Annotated in this window: 21 protein-coding genes; 10 read left to right on the top strand and 11 right to left on the bottom strand. The window is 31.6% G+C overall.

The window, feature by feature from the left end; all coding sequences use genetic code 11:
- Position 1 precedes the first annotated feature (1 nt).
- Together ABHQ57_RS09835 and ABHQ57_RS09830 are read left to right on the top strand one after the other, a co-directional pair.
- The gene (locus ABHQ57_RS09835) at positions 2-430 is read left to right on the top strand and encodes a VOC family protein (RefSeq protein WP_073183967.1); all 429 of its coding nucleotides are present in this window, start codon (positions 2-4) and stop codon (positions 428-430) included.
- On the top strand, positions 430-1,023 hold the full coding sequence (locus ABHQ57_RS09830; RefSeq protein WP_167713797.1) for a YdeI family protein: 594 nt from the start codon (positions 430-432) through the stop codon (positions 1,021-1,023). The genes ABHQ57_RS09835 and ABHQ57_RS09830 overlap by 1 nt, the downstream gene beginning before the upstream one ends.
- Here the strand turns inward: ABHQ57_RS09830 and ABHQ57_RS09825 are convergent.
- The 4 genes from ABHQ57_RS09825 to ABHQ57_RS09810 are packed head-to-tail and all read right to left on the bottom strand — an operon-like array spanning position 1,020 to position 4,644.
- Positions 1,020-1,391 carry a DUF4258 domain-containing protein gene (locus ABHQ57_RS09825; protein WP_167713798.1) on the bottom strand — a complete coding sequence of 124 codons (372 nt, stop codon included), beginning with the start codon at positions 1,389-1,391 and terminating at the stop codon, positions 1,020-1,022. The genes ABHQ57_RS09830 and ABHQ57_RS09825 overlap by 4 nt on opposite strands.
- A 38-nt stretch (positions 1,392-1,429) precedes the next feature.
- Positions 1,430-2,626, bottom strand: a complete 1,197-nt coding sequence (locus ABHQ57_RS09820) for an alanine dehydrogenase (protein ID WP_047788753.1) — start codon at positions 2,624-2,626, stop codon at positions 1,430-1,432.
- A 6-nt stretch (positions 2,627-2,632) separates the two neighbouring features.
- Positions 2,633-3,046 (bottom strand): tRNA (adenosine(37)-N6)-threonylcarbamoyltransferase complex ATPase subunit type 1 TsaE, encoded by a 414-nt coding sequence (tsaE, locus tag ABHQ57_RS09815; protein WP_047788754.1) that lies wholly within the window; start codon positions 3,044-3,046, stop codon positions 2,633-2,635.
- Between the two features lie 50 nt (positions 3,047-3,096).
- A complete protein-coding gene (locus ABHQ57_RS09810) occupies positions 3,097-4,644 on the bottom strand; it encodes a bifunctional response regulator/alkaline phosphatase family protein (RefSeq protein WP_167714284.1) in 1,548 nt (515 codons plus the stop codon).
- 152 nt (positions 4,645-4,796) lie between these two features.
- Between ABHQ57_RS09810 and ABHQ57_RS09805 the strand changes: the two genes are divergently transcribed.
- The 8 genes from ABHQ57_RS09805 (at position 4,797) to fabG (ending at position 12,660) form a co-directional block, all read left to right on the top strand.
- Entirely contained in the window at positions 4,797-6,029 is a 1,233-nt protein-coding gene (locus ABHQ57_RS09805) for an HD domain-containing protein (RefSeq protein ID WP_167713799.1), read from the top strand.
- Positions 6,030-6,094: 65 nt separating this feature from the next.
- Positions 6,095-7,135: a UDP-3-O-(3-hydroxymyristoyl)glucosamine N-acyltransferase gene (gene lpxD, locus ABHQ57_RS09800; RefSeq protein ID WP_047788756.1), complete on the top strand. Its 1,041-nt coding sequence runs from the start codon at positions 6,095-6,097 to the stop codon at positions 7,133-7,135.
- Positions 7,128-8,519 (top strand): bifunctional UDP-3-O-[3-hydroxymyristoyl] N-acetylglucosamine deacetylase/3-hydroxyacyl-ACP dehydratase, encoded by a 1,392-nt coding sequence (locus ABHQ57_RS09795; RefSeq protein WP_167713800.1) that lies wholly within the window; start codon positions 7,128-7,130, stop codon positions 8,517-8,519. Before lpxD ends, ABHQ57_RS09795 begins: the two co-directional genes overlap by 8 nt.
- Before the next feature lies 1 nt (position 8,520).
- Entirely contained in the window at positions 8,521-9,306 is a 786-nt protein-coding gene (gene lpxA, locus ABHQ57_RS09790) for an acyl-ACP--UDP-N-acetylglucosamine O-acyltransferase (RefSeq protein WP_047788758.1), read from the top strand.
- 46 nt (positions 9,307-9,352) lie between these two features.
- Positions 9,353-9,919, top strand: coding sequence for an elongation factor P (efp, locus tag ABHQ57_RS09785; protein ID WP_047788759.1), 567 nt, complete (start codon positions 9,353-9,355; stop codon positions 9,917-9,919).
- Positions 9,920-9,964: 45 nt separating this feature from the next.
- Entirely contained in the window at positions 9,965-10,885 is a 921-nt protein-coding gene (locus ABHQ57_RS09780; protein ID WP_073183978.1) for a UDP-3-O-(3-hydroxymyristoyl)glucosamine N-acyltransferase, read from the top strand.
- 74 nt (positions 10,886-10,959) lie between these two features.
- Positions 10,960-11,832 carry a succinate--CoA ligase subunit alpha gene (gene sucD / locus ABHQ57_RS09775; RefSeq protein WP_047788761.1) on the top strand — a complete coding sequence of 291 codons (873 nt, stop codon included), beginning with the start codon at positions 10,960-10,962 and terminating at the stop codon, positions 11,830-11,832.
- Between the two features lie 81 nt (positions 11,833-11,913).
- Complete coding sequence (gene fabG, locus ABHQ57_RS09770) at positions 11,914-12,660, top strand: 3-oxoacyl-[acyl-carrier-protein] reductase (RefSeq protein ID WP_167713801.1); 747 nt, start codon at positions 11,914-11,916, stop codon at positions 12,658-12,660.
- Between the two features lie 285 nt (positions 12,661-12,945).
- Here fabG and ABHQ57_RS09765 read toward each other — a convergent pair whose 3' ends face one another.
- The 7 genes from ABHQ57_RS09765 to ABHQ57_RS09735 all read right to left on the bottom strand — a co-directional run bounded on the left by ABHQ57_RS09765 (position 12,946) and on the right by ABHQ57_RS09735 (position 22,789).
- Positions 12,946-13,371, bottom strand: coding sequence for a helix-turn-helix transcriptional regulator (locus tag ABHQ57_RS09765; protein WP_047788763.1), 426 nt, complete (start codon positions 13,369-13,371; stop codon positions 12,946-12,948).
- 642 nt (positions 13,372-14,013) lie between these two features.
- Positions 14,014-17,682, bottom strand: a complete 3,669-nt coding sequence (purL, locus tag ABHQ57_RS09760; protein ID WP_167713802.1) for a phosphoribosylformylglycinamidine synthase — start codon at positions 17,680-17,682, stop codon at positions 14,014-14,016.
- A 101-nt stretch (positions 17,683-17,783) separates the two neighbouring features.
- Positions 17,784-19,265: a S41 family peptidase gene (locus ABHQ57_RS09755; protein WP_167713803.1), complete on the bottom strand. Its 1,482-nt coding sequence runs from the start codon at positions 19,263-19,265 to the stop codon at positions 17,784-17,786.
- 79 nt (positions 19,266-19,344) lie between these two features.
- The gene (locus ABHQ57_RS09750; RefSeq protein WP_047788766.1) at positions 19,345-20,127 is read right to left on the bottom strand and encodes a carboxypeptidase-like regulatory domain-containing protein; all 783 of its coding nucleotides are present in this window, start codon (positions 20,125-20,127) and stop codon (positions 19,345-19,347) included.
- Positions 20,128-20,309: 182 nt separating this feature from the next.
- Complete coding sequence (locus tag ABHQ57_RS09745) at positions 20,310-21,242, bottom strand: AraC family transcriptional regulator (protein ID WP_047788767.1); 933 nt, start codon at positions 21,240-21,242, stop codon at positions 20,310-20,312.
- 39 nt (positions 21,243-21,281) lie between these two features.
- Positions 21,282-22,394 (bottom strand): MBL fold metallo-hydrolase, encoded by a 1,113-nt coding sequence (locus ABHQ57_RS09740; RefSeq protein ID WP_073184181.1) that lies wholly within the window; start codon positions 22,392-22,394, stop codon positions 21,282-21,284.
- 29 nt (positions 22,395-22,423) lie between these two features.
- A complete protein-coding gene (locus ABHQ57_RS09735) occupies positions 22,424-22,789 on the bottom strand; it encodes a hypothetical protein (protein ID WP_167713804.1) in 366 nt (121 codons plus the stop codon).
- Between the last annotated feature and the right edge of the window lie 20 nt (positions 22,790-22,809).

The raw sequence follows: 22,809 nt of genomic DNA, 5'->3' as shown, positions 1-22,809 counted from the left end.
TATGCAAGCAAGTACTTACTTACATTTTAACGGAAACTGCAAAGAAGCAATGACTTTTTATGCGGATGTTTTAGGTGGTGAAATGACAATGTTGATGCAATTTAAAGATGCTCCAGAAGAAGTTTGTAAAAACATTCCTGAAGAAGCAATGGAATTAACAATGCATTGTACTGTAGAAGCAGGAGGTTTCTCTATTATGGGGTCTGATTTTTTAAATGAAAAAGAAGCGTTTACAAAAGGAAATAACTTTGCAGTAAGTATAAATACTGAAGACGAAGATGAAGCAGTTGCTGTTTTTAATGGACTTTCTTCTGATGGGGCTTTTGTTATGATGCCTTTTGAAGAAGCTTTTTGGGGAGGTAAGTTTGGAATGTTAAAAGATAAGTATGGTGTAAATTGGATGGTGTCTTTAGAAGAACAAATAGCGTAATGAACCCTAAAGTAACACAATATATATTAGATAAAAATAATTGGACGCAAGAGTTAAATCTCTTGCGTTCTGTTTTTATGGATCTTCCTGTTGAAGAAACTATTAAATGGGGAGCACCTGTTTATGTGCATAAAGGAAAAAATATAGTAGGATTATCTGCTTTTAAAAACTATTGTGGATTATGGTTTTTTCAGGGGAGTTTTTTAGTTGATAAAGAAAAAGTATTGGTAAATGTTCAAGAAGGAAAAACACAAGCAATGCGTCAATGGCGATTTAATGAATTGGGTGAGATTGATACCATACTTATTAAAAAATATGTATTAGAAGCTATTAAAAACTCTGAAGAAGGAAGAGAATTAAAAGCTAAAAAGAATACTAAACCCATAATTATCCCTAAAGAATTACAGTTAGAATTGGATAAAAACGATAGGTTAAAGGAAACTTTTAACGAGTTTACTTTGAGTAAGCAAAGAGAGTTTACCAATTATATTTCTGAAGCAAAAAGAGTAGCGACCAAAGAAAAACGGCTTGAAAAAATAATTCCGATGATACTAAAAGGTATAGGACTGTATGATAAGTATAGAAATTGTTAGTTAATTGTAATCTTATCAATTGTAGCAGTTGAATCACAACGTATAACATATAAGTCAATGTGACTTAAGCTATCTTTTCCAGTTATAAAGTACTCTGCACAAGGTTTTAAACGAGGTTTACTTTTTCCAAAATCTACATCTCCATTATTTAAAATAGTAAAAATGGTAGTAGTATCAATCTTTGAAGTAGCTAATATTTGCTGAGCGTTATCAGAAAACAAACGCTTTTTTATTCTAATAGTCTTTAAAGTACGAGCATCCATTCCATAATCGAAAGAAACATCTTTACCTTTCCAAATAAAAAGAACGACTAAACTACCTAAGGCAATCCCTATTAAATAATAACCAACACGTTTTAACCACTGCATAATTTAAAAATTGAAGTGCAAAAGTAAGTAAAATTGAACTATAAAATCAATAAATTAATATCTCTATAAGGAAGGTCAAACCAGTCAGCTACAGTTTTATTAGTTAAGATTCCATGGTAAAAATACATGCCATTACGTAAACTTTTATCAAAGCGAGCCGCATTTTCAAAACCTCCTTCTTCAGCTATTTCTAGGAGGTAAGGAGTGAAAATATTACTAATAGATACAGAAGCTGTTCTAGAATATCTAGAAGGAATATTAGGCACACAATAATGTATTACCCCATGGTTAGAAAAAGTAGGTTTACTATGTGTGGTAACTTGAGAAGTTTCAAAACAGCCACCTCTATCAATGCTAACATCAACAATAACAGCACCATCTTTCATTTGTTCAATCATTTCTTCAGTAACAACCACAGGAGAGCGGTCTTTTCCTCTAATAGCTCCTATAGCTACATCACAGCGCATTAAAGCTTTTTGTAGGGTTTTAGGCTGAATTGTTGACGTATAAATAGGTGCTTGTACACATGATTGTAAATTGCGAAGTTTTGTTATTGAGTTGTCAAAAACTTTAACTCTTGCACCCAGTCCAATTGCTGTTTTGGCTGCAAATTCTCCAACAGTTCCTGCACCTAAAATAACTACATCAGTTGGAGGAACTCCTCCTATATTTCCTAGTAATAAACCATTTCCTCCATTAGAAGCAGTCATAAGCTCAGCTGCAATGTGCATAGAGGCAATTCCGGCAATTTCACTTAGTGATTTTACTATAGGAAATACACCGTGTTCATCTTTAATATAGTCAAAAGCAATTGCTGTTACTCTTTTTTTAGCAAGAGCTTCAAAGTATTTTTTGTTTTGTGTTTTTAATTGTAGAGCAGAAATTAAAACCGTTTGAGGGTTTAACATCTGAATTTCTTCTAAAGACGGTGGTTCTACTTTTAGTACAATATTACAAGCAAAAGCTTCTTTGATATCGTAGGATATTTTTGCACCAGCATCAGAATATTCTTGGTCACTATAATTAGCTCCTTCACCAGCACCAGTTTCAATTACAATTCTATGTCCGTGAGCTACTAATGCAGCAACAGCATCAGGAGATAAACTAATTCTTTTTTCTTCAAAATGAGTTTCTTTTGGTAACCCTATAAATAAATCTCCTTTCTGCTTTTTAATTTCAAGCATTTCGGTTTGTGGCATTAACTGCTCTTTGGTAAAAGGTGAAATAGAACCCATCTAAATTTAGTTAGTTTTTAATTGAATGTTTCGTTGCCCGTTTTCTAGCAAGCTAATTGATATTGAAACAGTATCTAAAGGTAGTAAATTTTTAACATTTTCAGGCCATTCAACTAAACACCAGTTATTGCTGTATAAATAGTCTTCAACCCCCATATCATAAGCTTCTTCTTCGTATTCAATACGGTAAAAATCAAAATGATATACTGTTTCGTTTGAGTTTGTTTTATACTCGTTGACCAAAGAAAAAGTAGGAGAATGGGCAATGTCTTCTACACCCAAAACTTTACATATTTCTTTAATTAATGTCGTTTTACCAACTCCCATTTCTCCATAAAAAAGTAATATTTTATGTTGGGAAGTAGCAATGATTTCTTTAGCTACAGCTGTCAACTCGCTAAGTGAATAATTTCTGTTCATAAGTAGCAAAAATAATGAAGTAATGTTTGTTAATAAAATTTACTTTTTCACTATTTTGGATTATAAACAGCACAAGGAATAATCATTTCTTCGAGTGAAACTCCTCCATGTTGATAAGTATTTTTATAATACTTTACAAAGTGATTATAATTGTTTGGATAAGCAAAAAACAAATCTTCTTTTGTAAATATAAAAGGGCTATTAATAGCTATTGAGGGTAAGAAAATATCTTTTGGGTTTTTAACCGCATATACATCTTTATCTTCATAGCTCAAACTTCTACCAGTTTTATATCGTAAGTTAGAACTGATGTTTTTATCACCAATAACTTTGGTAGGATGTTTACAATTTATAGTACCATGATCGGTTGTAATTATTAACTTTTGTCCTAATTTTTGTGCTTTTTGAATAATCTCATAAAGAGGCGAGTTTTTAAACCAGCTCACTGTTAAAGAACGATACGCTTTATCATCACCAGCAAGTTCTTTAATAACTTCCATTTCAGTTTTGGCATGCGAAAGCATATCAACAAAGTTATAAACTACAGTAGTAAGATCATTTTGTCGTGTTCCATTGTAGCTGTCAGCTAAGTCCTTCCCACTTTTTAAAGAAACTATTTTGTAATATTCATGTGTAATATTTAGACCCAAACGTTTTATTTGTTCATCTAAAAAATTAGCCTCAAATAAATTTTTACCCCCTTCATCAATATCGTTTTTCCAATAGTCTGGATGTCTTTTTTCCATTTCAGAAGGCATGAGCCCAGAAAATATCGCATTACGAGCATACTGTGTGGCAGTAGGTAATATACTATAATAAGAGTATTCTTCTTCTTTCTTGAAATAATTATTAATAAAAGGTTCTAAAACTCTGTATTGGTCATAACGGAGGTTATCAATCACTACCCATAAAACTCCCTGGCTTTTGGATAAATTAGGAACTATATAATCTTTAAATAAAGTGTGCGAAAATGTGGGTTTATCATCTCCTGTTAACCAATGTTGGTAATGCTTTTTAATGAACTTAAAAAATTGTGAGTTAGCTTCAGATTTCTGAGATTCTAAAATCTCTAACATCCCCGTGTCGTTGATGTTTTCTAGCTCAAGTTCCCAATGAACTAATTTTTTATAAAGTTCAGCCCATTCCTCATAAGAATTAACCATAGCTAAATCCATCGAAATTTTTCTAAACTCTTGTTGGTAACTAGATGTTGTTTTTTCTGAAACTAAGCGAGAGTGGTCTAAATTCTTTTTTAAACTCAATAGTATTTGATTTGGGTTTACTGGCTTGATTAAGTAATCAGCAATTTTTGAACCAATAGCTTCTTCCATAAGATACTCTTCTTCACTTTTAGTAATCATAACAATAGGAAGGTTTGTATTCTTCTGTTTGATTTCTGAAAGTGCTTCTAATCCAGTAATACCTGGCATGTTTTCATCTAAAAAAACAATATCAAAATTATTTTCACTAACCAAGTCAATAGCGTCTGTACCATTGGTGCAGGTTGTAACTTTGTAATCTTTTTTTTCTAAAAAAAGTATATGTGGTTTTAATAAATCTATTTCATCATCTACCCAAAGAATATGTATGTTTCTCATCATAATTTTCAATTTATTTACTACCTAAATAACGCCTAAAAGCTGTTTTGTTGTGTTTTTAAAAGCTAAAAATACGTTAATTAAACGCTGGTTAATTTGGTTTTGTAGATAAATTATGATTTTTTTGTTTAAAATTCAAGGATTTATACATTTTGAAGAAATCAAAAACCAACAAACTAAAGATAATTAACGATCCTATTTATGGATTTATCTCCATACCAAATTCTCTAATATTTGATATTATCGAGCACAAATATTTTCAAAGGCTACGTAGAGTTACACAAATGGGCTTGTCAAACTTGGTTTATCCTGGAGCTAACCACACACGTTTTCATCACGCAATAGGCTGTATGCATTTAATGCAAAAAGCGGTACATGTATTGCGAATGAAGAACGTTGAAATTTCAGAAGAAGAAGCAAATGCTTTATATATAGCTATTTTGTTACATGATATAGGTCATGGAGCATACTCACATGCCTTAGAGCATAGCATTGTGAATGGAATAACTCACGAAGAAATTTCATTAAAATTTATGAAAGTCTTGAATGATGAGTTTGATGGGAAGTTAAGTTTAGCTATTCAAGTATTTGAAGGGAAACACCCACGTAAGTTTTTATACCAATTAATATCAAGTCAATTAGATATTGACCGATTGGATTATTTAAAAAGAGATAGTTTTTTTACCGGAGTAGCAGAAGGAAACATTTCATCAGATCGTTTAATAGCAATGATGAATGTGGTGGATAATGAATTGGTTATTGAACAAAAAGGAATTTATTCGGTAGAAAAATTTGTTATTGCGCGACGCCTAATGTATTGGCAAGTTTATTTACATAAAACAGGTTTAGTAGCTGAAAACCTTTTGGTAAGCATATTAAAGAGAGCAAAGGAGTTAGCAACAAAAGGAGTAGAGTTACCTTCTAGTAGAGCACTCAAGTACTTCTTGTATAATCCGATAAATAAAGAAAATTTCTCAAATGCAACATTAGAAATATTTTCAGAGTTAGACGATTATGATGTTTTATCAGCAATAAAAGAATGGAAGAATCATGAAGACTTTATATTATCTACATTAGCAACAAAAATTATAGACAGAAGTTTGTTAAAGATTGAAATTCAGGAAAAACCATTTACTGAGGAGTATATTGAAAAGAGGCGTAGAAAGCTCAGAAAATTTGTAGACTTAAGTGAACAAGAGCTCGAATATTTTGTTTTTTCAAATGAAATAAAACATCAAGCATATAATACAAAGAAACCAATTAAAATTTATACAAAAAAAGGGAAGTTAAAAGACATAGCAAAGGCTTCTGATCAGCTAAATCTTAAAGCATTAACAAAACCTGTAGTAAAATATTACCTGTGCTATCCTAAGAAAATAAAGTAGGTGAATACATAGAAACAAACTCTAATCAAGAAGTATTTGAACAAAAATAATTACTTTTGCAGATAATGAAATTTACAGCAAAACAAATAGCCGATATTTTAGAAGGAGAGATTGATGGAAATCCAGGAGCTGAAGTATCCACACTTTCTAAGATAGAAGAAGGCAAGCAAGGTTCTTTAACCTTTTTATCAAACCCAAAATATAACTCATACATATATACAACCAAAGCATCGGTAGCTATTGTAAATAAAAGTTTTATTCCTGAAAAGGAAATAGAAACTACTTTGATTAAAGTAGAAGATGCGTATAAAGCATTTTCAAAACTTTTGGAGTTTTACAATGAGGTAAAGAATAATAAGCAAGGAAGAGAAAATCCTCATTTTATTGCTGAATCAGCTACTATTGGAGATAACGAGTACATTGGAGCTTATGCTTATGTTGGAGAAAATGTGGTTTTAGGTAATAATGTTAAAATTTATCCTAATTCTTATATAGGCGATAATGTTACTATTGGCGATAATACAGTTGTTTTTGCAGGAGTAAAAATTTACTCTGAAACCGTTGTAGGTGATAATTGTAAGATACATTCAGGAACAGTTATTGGAGCAGATGGTTTTGGATTTGTACCAGATGAAAATGGAGAATATAAAGCAATTCCACAAATAGGAAACGTTATTATAGAAGATAATGTAGACGTGGGGTCCAATTCAACTATTGATAGAGCTACTCTTGGATCTACAATAATTAGAAAAGGAGTAAAATTAGATAACCAAATTCAGATAGCTCATAATGTAGAGATTGGTAAAAATACCGTGATAGCTTCTCAAACAGGGATTGCAGGATCAACTAAAATAGGAGAAAACTGTATGATTGGAGGTCAAGTAGGTATTGTTGGTCATATCACTATTGGAAACAATGTGAAGATCCAAGCCCAATCAGGGATAGGAAAAAGTTTAAAAGATGAAGAAGTAGTACAAGGTTCTCCAGCATTTGGATATTCAGACTACAGTAAGTCATATGTACACTTTAAAAACTTACCAAAATTAGCAACTACAATACATAAAATAGAAAAAGAGTTGAATGCTCAAAAAATAAAAAATGAGTAAGAAACAAAAAACAATACAAAACGAAGTTACGTTATCAGGTGTTGGATTGCACACTGGTAATGAAGTTACAATGGTTTTTAAACCAGCTCCAGAAAATCATGGATTTGCTTTTAAGCGAGTAGATTTAGAAGGGGAACCCGTGATAGAAGCAAAAGCTGATTATGTAACAAATACGCAAAGAGGAACAAACCTTGAAAAAAATGGCGTTCAAATACAAACATCTGAACACGTTTTAGCTGCTGCTGTTGGTTTAGACATCGATAATTTGCTTATTGAAATTAATGCTTCTGAACCTCCAATAATGGACGGATCGTCTAAATTTTTTATAGAAGCTCTAGAAGAAGCTGGAATTGTTGAGCAAGAAGCAGAAATTGAAGAGTATGTGGTAAAAGAAGTTATTTCATATAAAGATGAAGTAACAGGAAGTGAAATTATTTTAATGCCTTCAGATGAATACCAAGTAACTACTATGGTAGATTTTGGAACTAAGATTTTAGGTACTCAAAATGCCACATTAAATACAATTTCAGACTTTAAAGAAGAAATTTCAGCGGCAAGAACATTTAGTTTCTTACACGAAATTGAAATGTTGTTAGAAAATGATTTAATTAAAGGTGGAGATTTGAATAACGCTATTGTCTATGTTGACAAAGAGTTGTCTGACAGTACAATGGAAAAGTTAAAAAAAGCCTTTAATAAAGACAACATAACAGTAAAGCCTAACGGAGTTTTAGACAACTTAACATTACATTGGGCTAATGAAGCTGCACGTCATAAATTGTTAGACGTTATTGGTGATTTAGCTTTAACAGGTACTCGAATTAAAGGTAAAGTAATTGCTAACAAACCAGGACATTCCGTAAACACTGCTTTTGCTAAGAAATTAGCTAAAATCATTAAAAAGGAAAAAAGAAACAATGTTCCTTCTTATGATTTAAACCAACCACCATTAATGGATATCCATAAAATAATGGATATTTTACCTCACAGACCACCATTTTTATTGATTGATAGAATTATTGAATTATCAGACAAGCATGTGGTAGGTATGAAAAATGTAACAATGAATGAAAATTTTTTTGTTGGACATTTCCCTGGAGCACCAGTTATGCCAGGAGTTCTTCAAGTGGAGGCTATGGCACAATGTGGAGGAGTTTTAGTATTAAATACAGTTCCTGACCCAGAAAACTATTTAACATACTTCATGAAAATGGATAATGTTAAATTCAAGCAAAAAGTATTACCAGGAGATACATTAATATTTAAAAGTGAATTAATAACTCCAATAAGAAGAGGTATTGCTCATATGCAAGCTTATGCATACGCTAATGGAAAATTAGTATGTGAAGCAGAGCTTATGGCACAAATTTCAAAAGTAAAATAATATGAATCAACCACTTGCGTACGTTCACCCTCAAGCAAAAATAGCTAGGAATGTAGTTATTGAACCTTTTACAACTATTCATGCAAATGTAGAAATTGGATCAGGAACATGGATAGGTTCTAATGTAACTATCATGGAAGGTGCACGCATCGGTAAAAATTGTCGAATTTTTCCAGGAGCTGTAATTTCAGCAATCCCTCAAGATTTAAAGTATAATGATGAGGATACGACTGTAGAAATAGGAGATAATGTAACCATAAGAGAGTGTGTAACCATTAATAGAGGAACACTTGATAGAATGAGAACAGTTATTGGTGATAACTGTTTAATAATGGCTTACTGTCATATTGCGCACGATTGTAAAGTGGGAGATAATTGTATCTTTTCAAATAATTCAACATTAGCAGGACATGTAACTGTTGGTGATAATGTAGTGTTAGCAGGTATGGTGGCAGTACATCAATTTGCTTCTGTAGGTAATCATGCCTTTGTAACAGGTGGATCCTTGGTACGTAAAGATGTTCCTCCTTATGTAAAAGCAGCAAGAGAACCTTTATCATACGTGGGGATCAATTCTGTAGGATTAAGAAGAAGAGGATTTAGCACTGAAAAAATAAGAGAAATTCAAGACGTTTACCGTATATTGTTTCAAAAAAATTATAATAATACTCAGGCTATAGATATTATAGAGGCTGAAATGGAAGCAACTTCAGAAAGAGATGAGATTATTCAGTTTATCAAAGATTCGCATCGTGGAATCATGAAAGGATATTTTAAAGCAAATTAATTATTAAAATTGCACTTAAAGAGCAATACTATAAAGATCAAAATAAATGGCATCAACATCAGATATTAAAAAAGGTTTATGTATAAAGTATAATCACGACATATTCAAAATTATTGAGTTTTTACATGTAAAGCCAGGAAAAGGACCTGCTTTTGTTCGTACGAAACTTAAAAGCGTTACCTCCGGAAAAGTAATTGATAATACCTTTTCTGCAGGACATAAAATTGATGACGTTCGTGTAGAAACACATAAGTTTCAGTATTTATACCCTGAAGGAGATCTATATCACTTCATGAATACGGAAGATTATAACCAAATTACACTTCAAAAATCAGTATTAGATGCTCCAGATTTAATGAAAGAAGGAGAAGTTGTTACTGTTTTGATTAATACTGAAGATGGAATGCCGTTATCAGTAGAAATGCCTTCTCATGTTATTTTAGAGGTAACTCATACTGAACCAGGTGTAAAAGGTAATACTGCAACAAATGCAACTAAACCAGCAACTGTTGAAACAGGAGCAAGAATTAATGTTCCTTTATTTATAAATGAAGGAGATAAAATAAAAATAGATACAGAAAAAGGAGCTTACACAGAGCGTATCAAAGAATAAATATACTATTATTATTCCCGCTTTGGCGGGAATTTCTTTTTAAAGATGAAATTTAAACAGCCTCAAACCTTAGAGCAGATTGCTACTTTACTAAATGTAAAGTTTGTAGGAAAAAATAGTTTTCCTATAACAGGAATTAATGAAATTCATGTAGTAGAAAAAGGAGATATAGTCTTTGTAGATCATCCAAAATACTACGATAAAGCATTAAATTCAGCTGCTACAACAATACTAATAAATAAAAAAGTAGATTGCCCTGAAGGTAAATCATTATTAATCTCTGAAGATCCTTTTAGAGATTTTAATAAAATAACAAAATATTTCAACCCTTTTATAGCTTCAAAAAGTAGTATTGCTGAATCTGCTATTATAGGAGAAAAAACTGTTATACAACCAAACGTTTTCATAGGAGAAAACGTAAAAATTGGAAAAAATTGTTTAATACATGCAAATGTGTCAATTAACAATAACTGTATAATAGGAGATAATGTAACAATCCATGCCAATACAGTTTTAGGAGCAGATGCATTCTATTATAAAAACAGACCAGAAGGTTTTGATAAACTAATTTCTGGAGGTAGAGTAGTACTTGAAGATAATGTAGATTTAGGAGCTTCTTGTACAATTGATAGAGGTGTAACCGGAGATACTTTAATAGGTGCTGGATCAAAAATAGATAATCAAGTTCATATAGGTCATGATACAGTAATAGGTAAAAAGTGTTTAATAGCAGCTCAAACAGGTATTGCAGGATGTACTGTTATTGAAGATGAAGTAACTATTTGGGGACAAGTAGGAATTGTTAGTGGCTTAACTATAGAAAAAGGAACCGTTTTAATGGCACAAACAGGTGTGATGAAATCTTTAAAAAAGGGAGTCTATTTTGGTACACCTCAAAAAGAATACCGTCAAAAAATGCGTGAAGTAATTTATTTAAAAAACGAAACTAATAAACAAAAAAAGTAACGTAAAATTAATTGTGAAAACACAATTAAAAAGTTATTTTTGTCTGTCTTAAAAAAATAATAAAAAGCAAACCAATGAGTGTTTTAGTAAATAAAGATTCAAAAATTATAGTTCAAGGTTTTACAGGTAGCGAAGGAACTTTCCACGCTGGCCAAATGATCGATTACGGAACAAACGTAGTTGGAGGTGTAACACCAGGTAAAGGAGGTCAAGAGCATTTAGGAAAGCCAGTTTTTAATACAGTTGATGAGGCTGTACAAAAAGCAGGAGCTGATACCTCTATTATTTTTGTACCACCAGCATTTGCTGCTGATGCTATTATGGAAGCTGCTGAAGCAGGAATTAAAGTAATTATTTGTATTACTGAAGGAATTCCTACTGCTGACATGGTAAAAGTAAAAGCTTACATTGATAAGTTAGATTGTACTTTAGTAGGACCTAACTGTCCAGGAGTAATTACTCCAGAAGAAGCTAAAGTAGGAATTATGCCAGGATTTATCTTCAAAAAAGGTAAAGTAGGTATTGTTTCTAAATCAGGAACTTTAACGTATGAAGCTGCTGATCAAGTTGTAAAACAAGGTTACGGAATTACTACAGCTATTGGTATTGGTGGAGATCCAATTATTGGAACTACTACTAAAGAAGCTGTTGAGTTATTAATGAATGATGATGAAACTGAAGCAATCGTAATGATTGGTGAGATTGGAGGTAATTTAGAAGCGGAAGCTGCTAGATGGATTAAGGCTGATGGAAATCGTAAACCAGTTGTTGGTTTCATCGCAGGTCAAACTGCTCCAGCTGGTAGAACAATGGGACATGCAGGTGCTATTGTTGGTGGTGCAGATGATACAGCACAAGCTAAAATGAAGATTTTAGCTGAAAATGGAGTACACGTTGTAGAGTCTCCTGCTAAAATTGGAGAAATGGTAGCTAAGGTTTTAGCTTAATAAACATATACATATTAGAATAGATTCCCGTTTATAACGGGAATTTATTTTTATATTTGACCCTATTAAAACAACTAATAAATGAAACTTTTAGAAAATAAAACAGCAATTATTACAGGAGCTACTAGAGGAATTGGTAGAGGAATTGCATTAGAGTTTGCAAACCAAGGATGTAATGTTGCATTTACTTATAATTCTTCTGTGGAAGCAGCAACTGCTTTAGAAAATGAATTAAAAGAATTAGGGGTAAACGCTAAAGGATATCAATCTAATGCGGCAGAGTTTGATGCAGCTCAAGAGTTGGCAAAAAATGTTTTAGCAGAATTCGGAACTATTGATGTATTAGTAAACAACGCAGGTATTACAAAAGATAATTTATTAATGCGTATTTCTGAAGAAGATTTTGATAAAGTAATCGAAGTAAATTTAAAATCAGTTTTCAATTTAACCAAAGCAGTGATTCGTCCGATGATGAAGCAACGTGCAGGCTCAATTATTAATATGAGTTCTGTAGTTGGATTAAAAGGAAATGCAGGTCAAGCAAATTATGCAGCTTCAAAAGCAGGAATTTTAGGATTCTCAAAATCAGTAGCTTTAGAGTTAGGTTCTCGTAATATTCGTAGTAATGTTGTTGCTCCAGGTTTTATTGAAACTGAAATGACTGCAAAATTAGATGAAAAAGTAGTTGAAGGTTGGAGAAACGAAATTCCTTTAAAAAGAGGAGGAACTCCAGAAGATATTGCAAATGCCTGTGTGTTTTTAGCATCAGATATGAGTTCATATATTACTGGTCAAACATTATCAGTTGACGGAGGAATGTTAACATAAGATTTGACTTAAATATAAAAAGTAAAAAAGCCTGTATTATAAAAATAATACAGGCTTTTTCTATTTTAATGGGTTGATTTGCTTGTAAGCGGGAAAGCACGAGGGATTTGCCTTGGGAGACAATTTCTATAAACTCAACTTAAAGGGGATATAAGTTTTAGGGGGAGTTTATTTTTTAATGACTCATAAAATTCAAACGATTTGTTGTGGGATACAAATACTAAGGGGTTATTTGAATTTTACAATTCATTAAATTCTTAGGGGATTGTTAGGGAATCATTCATACTATTTTTTTTTGTAATCTTCAAAGGTTCCATCATCGTATAGAACTAAAATATTTTTAATTTCTCTAAAAGCGGCTGACTCTTTTGGTTTCATAGTACTCTCTGAGAATTGCGCATTTGATTTTTTTTCGGGTTCTTGGTCAAATACTACATTTTCAGTAAACAGAGAAGGAGCTTCATTTTTCTCTATATTTATCTCTTTCTCTTGATTTTTTACATTTGGAGGAAAACTGCCTTTACCATACACTAACCAATTTAGATCAACTTCATCAAAAGCCGTTTCAACTTTTATAATAAAATCTAAGCTCGGTTTATTTCTTCCTGATAATAGGTGAGAAATGCTAGATCTTGGAACATCAATTTTATCAGCAAAGCTTGACGCTGATAAATTGTAATAGTCTAATATCTGTTTTAATCTTTCAATCATTTGTTTATTAATGTAAACACTAGAGGTTGTTTACGATTGTAAATATATAATATTTCATAACTGTAAACAATAAAAGTTTAACATTTCTTCGAAATAACTCAAAAAAAGGTGATTAAATACTTTAATATACAAAACATAACTCACTGATAAGTAAGTGTTTAAGTTTTTAGTATAGAGAGAATTTATTCTTTTACTAAATGTCTTTATTTACATTTGTAATTAAACTAATTATTTGTTTTATTGAGTTTATAAATGTAAAAACCTCTCTTTTTAATAAATATAATGTGCTTAAATAAACATTTATCCTTATTTAACAGACCTAAACATCAAATAAGCAACTTTAAGGTTAATAATAAAGATTCTGCGGTAGTTTATGACTAAATAAATATGAATCAGACTGTAAACTTTATAATACTTCTATAGCTACTTTAAATTACTTATGGGATTAATCACATCCTTTCAAAGTACTTATATAAATATATTATATATGTAGAATTGAAGTTAAATAAGAAGAATATTACAAATGTTACCATAATTAAATAGTTAACAAATGTAAATTACATATTTTGTTGTTTACTTTTGTAAAAAATAAAGCACCCTGTTTACAGAGTGCTTTTTGTAGTTGAGAATGTAGTATTCTACTTATTTTTTATTCTCTATCCATTTTCTTGCATTAACAAAAGCTTCTAACCAAGGTGAAACTTCATCTTGTCTGTCTTGTGGATAGTTAGCCCAGTTCCATTGGAAAGTAGAACGTTCAATATGTGGCATAGTTACTAAATGACGACCAGTCTTATCACATAGCATTGCTGTGTTATAATCTGAACCGTTTGGATTGTTAGGATATCCTTCATATGCATACTTAGCAACAATATTATAATTATCTTCAGTTTCAGGTAAATTGAACTTTCCTTCTCCGTGAGAAATCCAAACTCCTAATTCAGTTCCTGCTAAACTAGATAACATTACTGAATTATTTTCCTGAACTTTTACAGATGTAAATGAACTTTCGTGCTTTTTAGAATCGTTGTGTAACATCTTACCATGTTCGTTATGTTCTGGATTGATTAATTCTAATTCCATAAATAACTGGCATCCGTTACAAATACCAACAGAAAGTGTATCTTCTCTTTTAAAGAAGTTTTTCAAAGCAGTGTTTGCTTTTTCATTATATAAAAATGCTCCTGCCCATCCTTTTGCTGAACCTAAAACGTCTGAATTAGAAAAACCTCCAACAGCTCCAATAAATTGAATATCTTCTAAAGTTTCACGACCAGAAATTAAATCAGTCATGTGAACATCCTTCACATCAAAACCAGCTAAATACATAGCGTTTGCCATTTCACGTTCAGAGTTTGAACCCTTTTCACGAATGATAGCTGCTTTAGGTCTGTTAGTTATAGTACCCACAGTATCAGCAAGCTTTCCTGTAAAATGCGTTGGGAATGTATATTGTAAAGGTTGATTTTTATAATTATCAAAACGATTTTTAGCTAAACCATTAGCCGTTTGTTTTTGATCTAATAAATAAGAAGTCTTATACCAAGTATCTCTTAATTCAGCAATTGATAAAGCAAAAATATCAGAACCATTTTTAATATTTAATCGATCAGATTCAATTACCGAACCAATTTTAAAGAACTCGATGTTATTATCAGCTAAAGTTTGTTCTATAGAAGCGTCAGTTGCTTGGAAAACAATTCCTGAGTTTTCAGCAAATAACAACTTGATACTGTCAGCTTCATTTAAAGTTGATAAATCTAAGTTCGCACCTATGTTTACATCTGCAAAACACAATTCTAATAAAGTAGTAATCAATCCCCCAGATGCAACATCGTGACCTGCAACAATTTTTCCTTCCTTAATTAAATTCTGTAAAACATTAAATGTTGATTTAAAGAACTCATTATTAGTAATCGTAGGAGCAGAGTTTCCTAATTTGTTTAGTATCTGCGCAAATGAACTTCCTCCTAATTTAAAATCATCTTGCGATAAATTGATGTAATAGATATCTCCTTTGTTTGGTTGTAAAACAGGTTCTACTACTTTAGTAATATCATTACAGTTAGCCGCAGCTGAAATAACAACAGTTCCTGGAGAAATTACTTCTTCATTAGGATATTTTTGTTTCATTGATAAAGAATCTTTTCCTGTTGGAACATTGATTCCTAAATCGATTGAAAAATCCGAAATAGCCTTCACAGCTTTGTATAAGCGAGCATCTTCACCTTCATTTTTACAAGGCCACATCCAGTTTGCTGATAATGAAACCGATTGTAAACCATCTTTTAAAGGTGCCCAAACAATATTCGTTAATGCTTCAGCAATTGAGTTTTTACTTCCAGCTACAGGATCAATCAATCCAGAAATAGGAGAGTGCCCAATCGTAGTAGCAATACCTTCTTTACCTTTATAATCTAGCGCCATTACACCGACATTGTTCAATGGAATTTGTAAAGAACCAACACATTGTTGCTTCGCTACTTTTCCTCCAACACAACGGTCAACCTTATTCGTCAACCAATCTTTACAGGCAACAGCTTCTAATTGTAAAACTTGTTCTAAGTAGTTAGTGAAGTTTTCTTTAGAATAGTCAACATCAGCATAATTACGATCAACTGTATTATCAGTCATAATCGTTTTAGGAGAACTACCAAACATATCTTCTAAAGCTAAATCCATTGGTTTGTTTCCATTGGTTTTAGATTCAAAAGTAAAACGGTGGTCACCAGTAACATCACCAACAGTGTACATTGGTGAACGCTCACGTTCAGCAATCTTATTAAGGGTGTCGATATGCTTCTCAGCAATTACTAATCCCATACGTTCTTGAGATTCGTTACCGATAATCTCTTTATCAGATAGGGTAGGATCCCCAACAGGTAGTTTATCTAAGTCGATTTTTCCACCAGTATCTTCTACTAATTCTGATAAACAGTTTAAGTGTCCACCAGCTCCGTGATCGTGAATAGAAACGATAAAGTTTTCATCACTTTCTACCATACCACGAACCGCATTGGCAGCACGTTTTTGCATTTCAGGATTTGAACGCTGAATTGCGTTTAACTCAATTCCTGTTGAAAACTCTCCAGTATCAGCAGAAGAAACCGCAGCTCCTCCCATACCAATACGGTAATTTTCACCACCTAAAATTACTATTTTATCCCCTTCTTGTGGAGTATCTTTTAATGCTTGTTCTTTTTTACCATATCCGATACCACCTGCTTGCATAATTACTTTATCGAAACCAAGTTTGCGAGCATCTTCTTCATGTTCAAAAGTAAGAACAGAACCACAGATTAATGGCTGACCAAATTTATTACCGAAATCAGAAGCTCCGTTAGAAGCTTTGATTAAAATATCCATAGGAGTTTGGTATAACCACTTACGTTCGTCCATTCCTTTTTCCCAAGGACGATTTTCTTCTAAACGAGAGTAAGAAGTCATATAAACAGCTGTTCCTGCTAATGGCAACGATCCTTTTCCTCCAGCTAATCTATCACGAATTTCACCTCCTGAACCTGTTGCAGCACCATTGAAAGGCTCAACAGTAGTAGGGAAGTTGTGTGTTTCAGCTTTTAATGAAATAACAGATTCAAATTCTTTTGTTTCGTAAAAGTCTGGTTTATCTGCGCTTTTAGGAGCAAATTGCTCTACTTTTGGACCTTTAACAAAAGCAACATTGTCTTTATAAGCAGATACAATATCGTTAGGGTTTTGCTTAGAGGTTTCTTTAATTAACTTGAATAAAGAAGTTGGCATTTCTTCACCATCAATAACAAAAGTACCGTTGAAAATTTTATGACGGCAGTGTTCTGAATTTACTTGAGAAAATCCAAATACTTCAGAATCGGTTAATTTTCTTCCAATTTTGGTAGCTACTTCTTCTAAATACCCAATTTCTTCATCGCTCAACGCCAATCCTTCTTGCTCGTTATAAGTAGCAATATCATCAATTTCTAAAATTGGTTCAGGTTGAATATCAATGGTAAAAGTTTCTTGGTTTAATCCATCAAATTTTTGAGAAATCATTGGGTCGAAGTCAGAAAAATCATTAGCTACTGCATCAAATTCTTCAATTCTGATAATTCCAGAAATTCCCATATTTTGAGTAATTTCAACAGCGTTGGTACTCCAAGGAGTAATCATAGCTGCTCTAGGGCCAACAAAAAAGGCGTCAAGAGACGCCGCGTTTATTTTCGGTTGGTTGCCAAATAACCAAGTTAACTTCGAAATTGTTTCAGATGTTAATTCTTCTGTTGTTTGAACAGCAAAAACCTTGCTGTTTACGTTTCCAAAGAAATGAATCATTGTTAGTTGTGTTTGTGTATGTTTTTGAAAGGTGTAAATTTAATTCTTTTGGATGAAATAAAAGCATAAAAAAAGCAGCAAAATTTTGCTGCTTTTTTCGTTTAAAGATTAAGATGATTAATATTTTTTAAAAAATCACTTTCATAATACATTTCTTGTTCAAAACGATTTTTTTGTAAATTATCTATCACCTGTATATTGGAAGGTTTTTGAGCTTTTGAAGCTATACCTTTTATGTTATCTAAAACAGATTTTAATAAAATTTCGTTTTCATTTCCAAATGGTAAAAAATTATCCCAACTGGCAAATTCATTAATATCTATATCTGCAGCAAAACCGTTAACATAATCACTTTGATTTAACTTGTTAAATATTTGGAAAGTAATAGGTTGCATAGCCATTTTGTGAGTAGTATTAGCTTTGCTTTTATCGGTGTAATCTGTAGTTGGAGAATCATATAACGTAATAGATCCAACATTTTTACCATAGGTAGTTTTACCAACAGTAACCACATCAATATAAGGTCTTAAGCCATTTATTATCATTTCACTAGCAGAAGCTGTATTACTTGAAGTTATAACATAAATTTTAGAAAGCCCTGTGAGTCTATTTAAAGGAATATCTTGACCTTCTAAGTAATTTCCATCAGAGTCATACTGAAAAATACCATTTAAAAAAGGTAATAAAAAGCTTCTGTCAGTATGTTTTTTGTTATAAATAGTTTTAGCAAAAACATCTTGCTCTGCAGCTCCTTCACCGTAAATCATACTGGCTAAGTATCCACAAGTTAATACAGAGCCACCTCCATTGTATCTAAAGTCTAATATTAACTCTTGTATTCCTTCTGCTTTAAAATTAGCAAAGGCATTATTAAGTTCTTTATCGTAAGATGACCTAAACCCATTGTAAACTAAGTAACCTACTTTTTTACCATTTATATTATTAAAAATTTTAGCTAGCTGTATAGCATTATCATTAACTTCTCTTTTAGTTAAAGTTATTTTTGATTTTTCAGTAACTCCATCATTTTCACCTAAAATAAATTCGGCAGTTTCATTATAGTAATTTTTTATAAGTGCATCGAAGTTGGTTGTAGTAAATTTTTGACCATCTATACCAATTATAATATCACCTCTTTTTAATCCTTTTTCTGAAGCTGGTGAATTCTCAGATACTTTAGTTACTAATAAGATAATATTGGTATCATTAATTTTTATGGACGTAGGTCTAAAGCCAAAACTAGTACTAGTACCTTGAAAAGCCTTTTCTTGTTCAATATAGTCTTCAATAAACCAAGAGAACTTATCTACTTCTTGATATTTATACAGTAAGCTTTTAAATAAATCGTTTGGAGTACCGTATGAGTTTAAGTAAGTATAATACTCATTTATATTATCATCTTTACTATCTGCTAAATTAGGAATATCTTCTTGCCAATTGTACCATGAGTTCATGGCTTTCCATACAAAATTATTTACTTTATTGTTTAGTTTAACTTCATCTACTGGTTCAGCTAGTTTATCATCTTTACTACAACTTAAAAGAATTGTAAACATAAAGGATAGTAATATGATTTTTTTCATTATTTAAAGTAATTATATATTAATTTATAAACAATATAACATATAAAATATCACTTACCCTATTTTTTTTACAAAAAAATTAATTTTTATCAGGTATTCTGTTTCTTTCTATTTTACCTTTTTTTACTGTTTTATAGTTTTCGTAACAATTTAAAACAGCTTCAATTAATTGTAGATCACTGGCTTTTTTTATAAAGTATTCAGAATAGTTACAGTCAGATAATAGCTTATTTAACTCAGCCCTATCCATTTCAAGATATTCCATCATAACTTCACGATCAAATTTACCAGCTAACATTTTACGCAAATCATCTTCTTTTTTAAGCTTCTTTAATTTTTTAAGCTGTTTAGGTTTGCTTCCGAATAGGTTATATACCAAATCAACCGGATTCAAGAGTTTAGCAATAGGAGAGGAAATTTTTTGAGGCCTTCCAACTTCATACGTTTGTGGCAATCCATTGATATGTATTCTAGTAAAACGATCTTTTGGAACTTGTTTTATATCTACCTCTAAAACACCAATTAGTTCAGTTGACTTAATTACAACTTCTTTTACCTCTTCTGGCTTTTCCTCTAAAGATATAACAACTTCATTTCCTTTTAAAAGATCATTAGTAACTTTTAGTTTAATAGAAGCATAACCTAAATAAGAAACTAGAACGGTATCGTTTGCTTGAGCAACAAGGTCAAAGAGCCCATTTTCATTAGTAATAGTACCTACTACGCTATTAAGATTTAAAATATGAGCCGCACTTAAAGGTTTTTTAGATTCTGAATCTATTATTTGCCCTTTTAATTTATCTTGTGATTGAATAGATAGACTAAATACTATTGCTATTAAGAATAATAATTGTTTTTGCATAGGGCGAAAATAAGAATAATAGACTTTGTTCTCGTTAATAATATGTGAAATTAATCCCTCTACATATAATCATTTCAAGCTATGATAATAGATTATATTAAATAGGAGAGGAGGGTGACTCTTTTTCGTTAGAATAAAGTAGTGACAAAAATATGTATGGAATGGAAACAATTAGTTAAAATCTAATTCAAAGAAGAATACTTTTTTATGTATTCTTTTGGGCTCATTCCTACCTTTTTTTTAAAAACTCTAGTGAAATATTGAGGATATTCAAACCCCAGTTTATATGCCGTTTCAGATATTGAAAAATTTGGATTCAACAATAAACTTTTAGCTTCATCAACTAAAAATAAATTGATTTGATCTACAGCTGTCTTTCCTGTCTCAGCTTTTATAGTGTCACTCATATAACGATGACTTACATTTAATTGTGTAGCCATCCAATCTAAAGTAGGGATTCCCTCTTCAGCAAATAAGTTTTGTTCAAAATAGGTGTTTAATATATCTTTAAATTTGGTAATTAAAATCTTGTTATCATCAGTTCTATTTAAAAACTGTCTTTTGTAAAATCTATCAGCATACTTTAATAAAGTTTCTAATTGAGAAATAATGATTTCTTTGCTAAACTCATCATGATTATTATAATATTCGGCTTTAATACTCTTGAAAATATTTTTTACTATCTCTTCTTCTTTAGGTGATAGATGAAGTGCTTCGTTTACATTGTAATTAAAGAAATTATAGGTCTTGATTTTTTCATAAATATCAAGGCTTTGTATATAATTTTTATGAAATGCTATATGATAACTCTCTGAACTAAACACCAAATCTTTAAATATTAAAGTTTGGTTTGGCGCTGTAAACAACATTGTTCCTTTAGTACAATCATATTTAGTACGTCCATAAGAGAGTTCCCCTGAAATAATGTTCTTTAGGCTGATACCATAAAACTGGCAATTTATTTCTACAGGTTCGTCAAAAGCATAAGCTTCACAACTCTCATATTCATCTTCTTCTAATTCAGTATGGATAATACTAAATAAAGGATTTTCAGGAACTTTTAAACTAAAATGGTCGTGGAATTCTGTTATGGAATTGAAGTTAAGACTTGACATTTTCATGATTTCTGTACTTTGTAAATCTACGATTTATTATTAATATTCATTCCACCAGCTGGAATCACTGTTTTCGATATTATTTATGGTAAATGTTTGGCCAATTCTTGGTGCTACCAAAGGTATGTTTAGTTCATTTGCTTTTTTAGTAACACGTTCAATTGGGTCTGTCCAAGAGTGTAATGCCAGTTTAAAACCTGCCCAATGAATTGGCATTATTTTTTTTGCTTGTAAATCTACGCCTGCTTGCGCAGTTTGCTCTGGAAGCATATGTATGTCTTGCCATTGCTCATCGTACTGTCCGCATTCTAGCATTGCAAAATCGAATGGTCCATATTTGTTGCCGATTTCTGTAAAGTGTTCACCATAACCACTATCTCCACTAAAAAAGATGTTATCAGTTGGTGTTTTGATTATCCATGAACTCCATAAAGTACTCTGATGATTATTCATTTTTCTACCAGAGAAATGTTGAGATGGTGTACAGATAAACTGCAAACCTTTATATGTTGTTTCTCCCCACCAATCAAGTTCCGTAATTTTTTCTTCGGAAATTCCCCAAGCTTTTAAATGCACTCCAACGGCTAGTGGAACAAAATAGTGTTCTACTTTTGATTTTAGCTTTTCAATACTTTCATAATCTAAATGATCGTAATGGTCGTGGGAAATGACTACAGCATCTATTTTAGGTAATTTCTCAATTTCTAAAGGTATCTCTTTATTAAAACGATTTTCACCTAAAAAGTTCATTGGTGCAGCTACTTTACCAAACATTGGGTCAATTAGAATGTTTTTTCCTTGTGTTTGCATTAAGAAAGCCGAATGCCCATACCAAATGAAGCGTGTGTCACCTTTATAATCAGCAACATTTATCGAATCTATTTTTTGAACGTGTAAGTCTTGCTTTGGTCTTCCGTTTTTAACTTTGGTAGTAAAGAATTTCCAAGATAATTTTACCATATCATTAAACCCTAAATTTTGCGGAACGTTTGCATCCTTATTACGGAATTTGCCATTTTCGTATTGTTTAGAACTAGTATAAGATTGATAATCTTTTTTTGTGACGTCGCCACCGAAAGAAGGATAAAATTTGACAATCAAAACGTAAGCAACTATCAAAATACCAATAAGTGATAAGAGGGTAATCAACATTTTTTTTATAATTTTTTGTATACTATTTTTCATAGACTTTTGGGAATAAGCTCTAAAGTAGACGTTTCATGTTTTTTTGTGTCAAATGTCAATCGCATTACTGGATAAATCAATCCTAATAATTTTAGATATGCTTTATTTACTTTAGGGTTTATTTCTTCTAAATCCGTGGGAATAACACCATCAATATCTACAACTGTGTTACCAGTTTTCATAGCACCTTCAGGATGCTCTAAAAAAGCATGATACCAGCTTCGTTTTTCGAACTTATACTGACGTACAAAAAAACGTCCTTCAATTGCGACGATAGTGATATCAATAAAACGATGATTACCACATTTAATTTGATGTACTTTCTGTCCTTTCACTAATGTTTCTAGTTCTTGTATTTTCATATTGAAAAGCTTAAGACGTT

It is taken from the genome of Tenacibaculum sp. ZH5_bin.1, from assembly GCF_042865525.1.
Lineage (GTDB): Bacteria > Bacteroidota > Bacteroidia > Flavobacteriales > Flavobacteriaceae > Polaribacter > Polaribacter mesophilus.
This window is presented reverse-complemented; position numbering and strand designations above follow the sequence as displayed.

Excerpts from the sequence above, each read along its gene's own strand:
- ABHQ57_RS09835 (WP_073183967.1), top strand. The coding sequence starts at position 2 with ATGCAAGCAAGTACTTACTTACATTTTAACGGAAACTGCAAAGAAGCA.
- ABHQ57_RS09830 (WP_167713797.1), top strand. The coding sequence starts at position 430 with ATGAACCCTAAAGTAACACAATATATATTAGATAAAAATAATTGGACG.
- ABHQ57_RS09825 (WP_167713798.1), bottom strand. The coding sequence starts at position 1,391 with ATGCAGTGGTTAAAACGTGTTGGTTATTATTTAATAGGGATTGCCTTA.
- ABHQ57_RS09820 (WP_047788753.1), bottom strand. The coding sequence starts at position 2,626 with ATGGGTTCTATTTCACCTTTTACCAAAGAGCAGTTAATGCCACAAACC.
- tsaE (WP_047788754.1), bottom strand. The coding sequence starts at position 3,046 with ATGAACAGAAATTATTCACTTAGCGAGTTGACAGCTGTAGCTAAAGAA.
- ABHQ57_RS09810 (WP_167714284.1), bottom strand. The coding sequence starts at position 4,644 with ATGAGAAACATACATATTCTTTGGGTAGATGATGAAATAGATTTATTA.
- lpxD (WP_047788756.1), top strand. The coding sequence starts at position 6,095 with ATGAAATTTACAGCAAAACAAATAGCCGATATTTTAGAAGGAGAGATT.
- ABHQ57_RS09795 (WP_167713800.1), top strand. The coding sequence starts at position 7,128 with ATGAGTAAGAAACAAAAAACAATACAAAACGAAGTTACGTTATCAGGT.
- lpxA (WP_047788758.1), top strand. The coding sequence starts at position 8,521 with ATGAATCAACCACTTGCGTACGTTCACCCTCAAGCAAAAATAGCTAGG.
- efp (WP_047788759.1), top strand. The coding sequence starts at position 9,353 with ATGGCATCAACATCAGATATTAAAAAAGGTTTATGTATAAAGTATAAT.
- ABHQ57_RS09780 (WP_073183978.1), top strand. The coding sequence starts at position 9,965 with ATGAAATTTAAACAGCCTCAAACCTTAGAGCAGATTGCTACTTTACTA.
- sucD (WP_047788761.1), top strand. The coding sequence starts at position 10,960 with ATGAGTGTTTTAGTAAATAAAGATTCAAAAATTATAGTTCAAGGTTTT.
- fabG (WP_167713801.1), top strand. The coding sequence starts at position 11,914 with ATGAAACTTTTAGAAAATAAAACAGCAATTATTACAGGAGCTACTAGA.
- ABHQ57_RS09765 (WP_047788763.1), bottom strand. The coding sequence starts at position 13,371 with ATGATTGAAAGATTAAAACAGATATTAGACTATTACAATTTATCAGCG.
- purL (WP_167713802.1), bottom strand. The coding sequence starts at position 17,682 with ATGATTCATTTCTTTGGAAACGTAAACAGCAAGGTTTTTGCTGTTCAA.
- ABHQ57_RS09755 (WP_167713803.1), bottom strand. The coding sequence starts at position 19,265 with ATGAAAAAAATCATATTACTATCCTTTATGTTTACAATTCTTTTAAGT.
- ABHQ57_RS09750 (WP_047788766.1), bottom strand. The coding sequence starts at position 20,127 with ATGCAAAAACAATTATTATTCTTAATAGCAATAGTATTTAGTCTATCT.
- ABHQ57_RS09745 (WP_047788767.1), bottom strand. The coding sequence starts at position 21,242 with ATGTCAAGTCTTAACTTCAATTCCATAACAGAATTCCACGACCATTTT.
- ABHQ57_RS09740 (WP_073184181.1), bottom strand. The coding sequence starts at position 22,394 with ATGTTGATTACCCTCTTATCACTTATTGGTATTTTGATAGTTGCTTAC.
- ABHQ57_RS09735 (WP_167713804.1), bottom strand. The coding sequence starts at position 22,789 with ATGAAAATACAAGAACTAGAAACATTAGTGAAAGGACAGAAAGTACAT.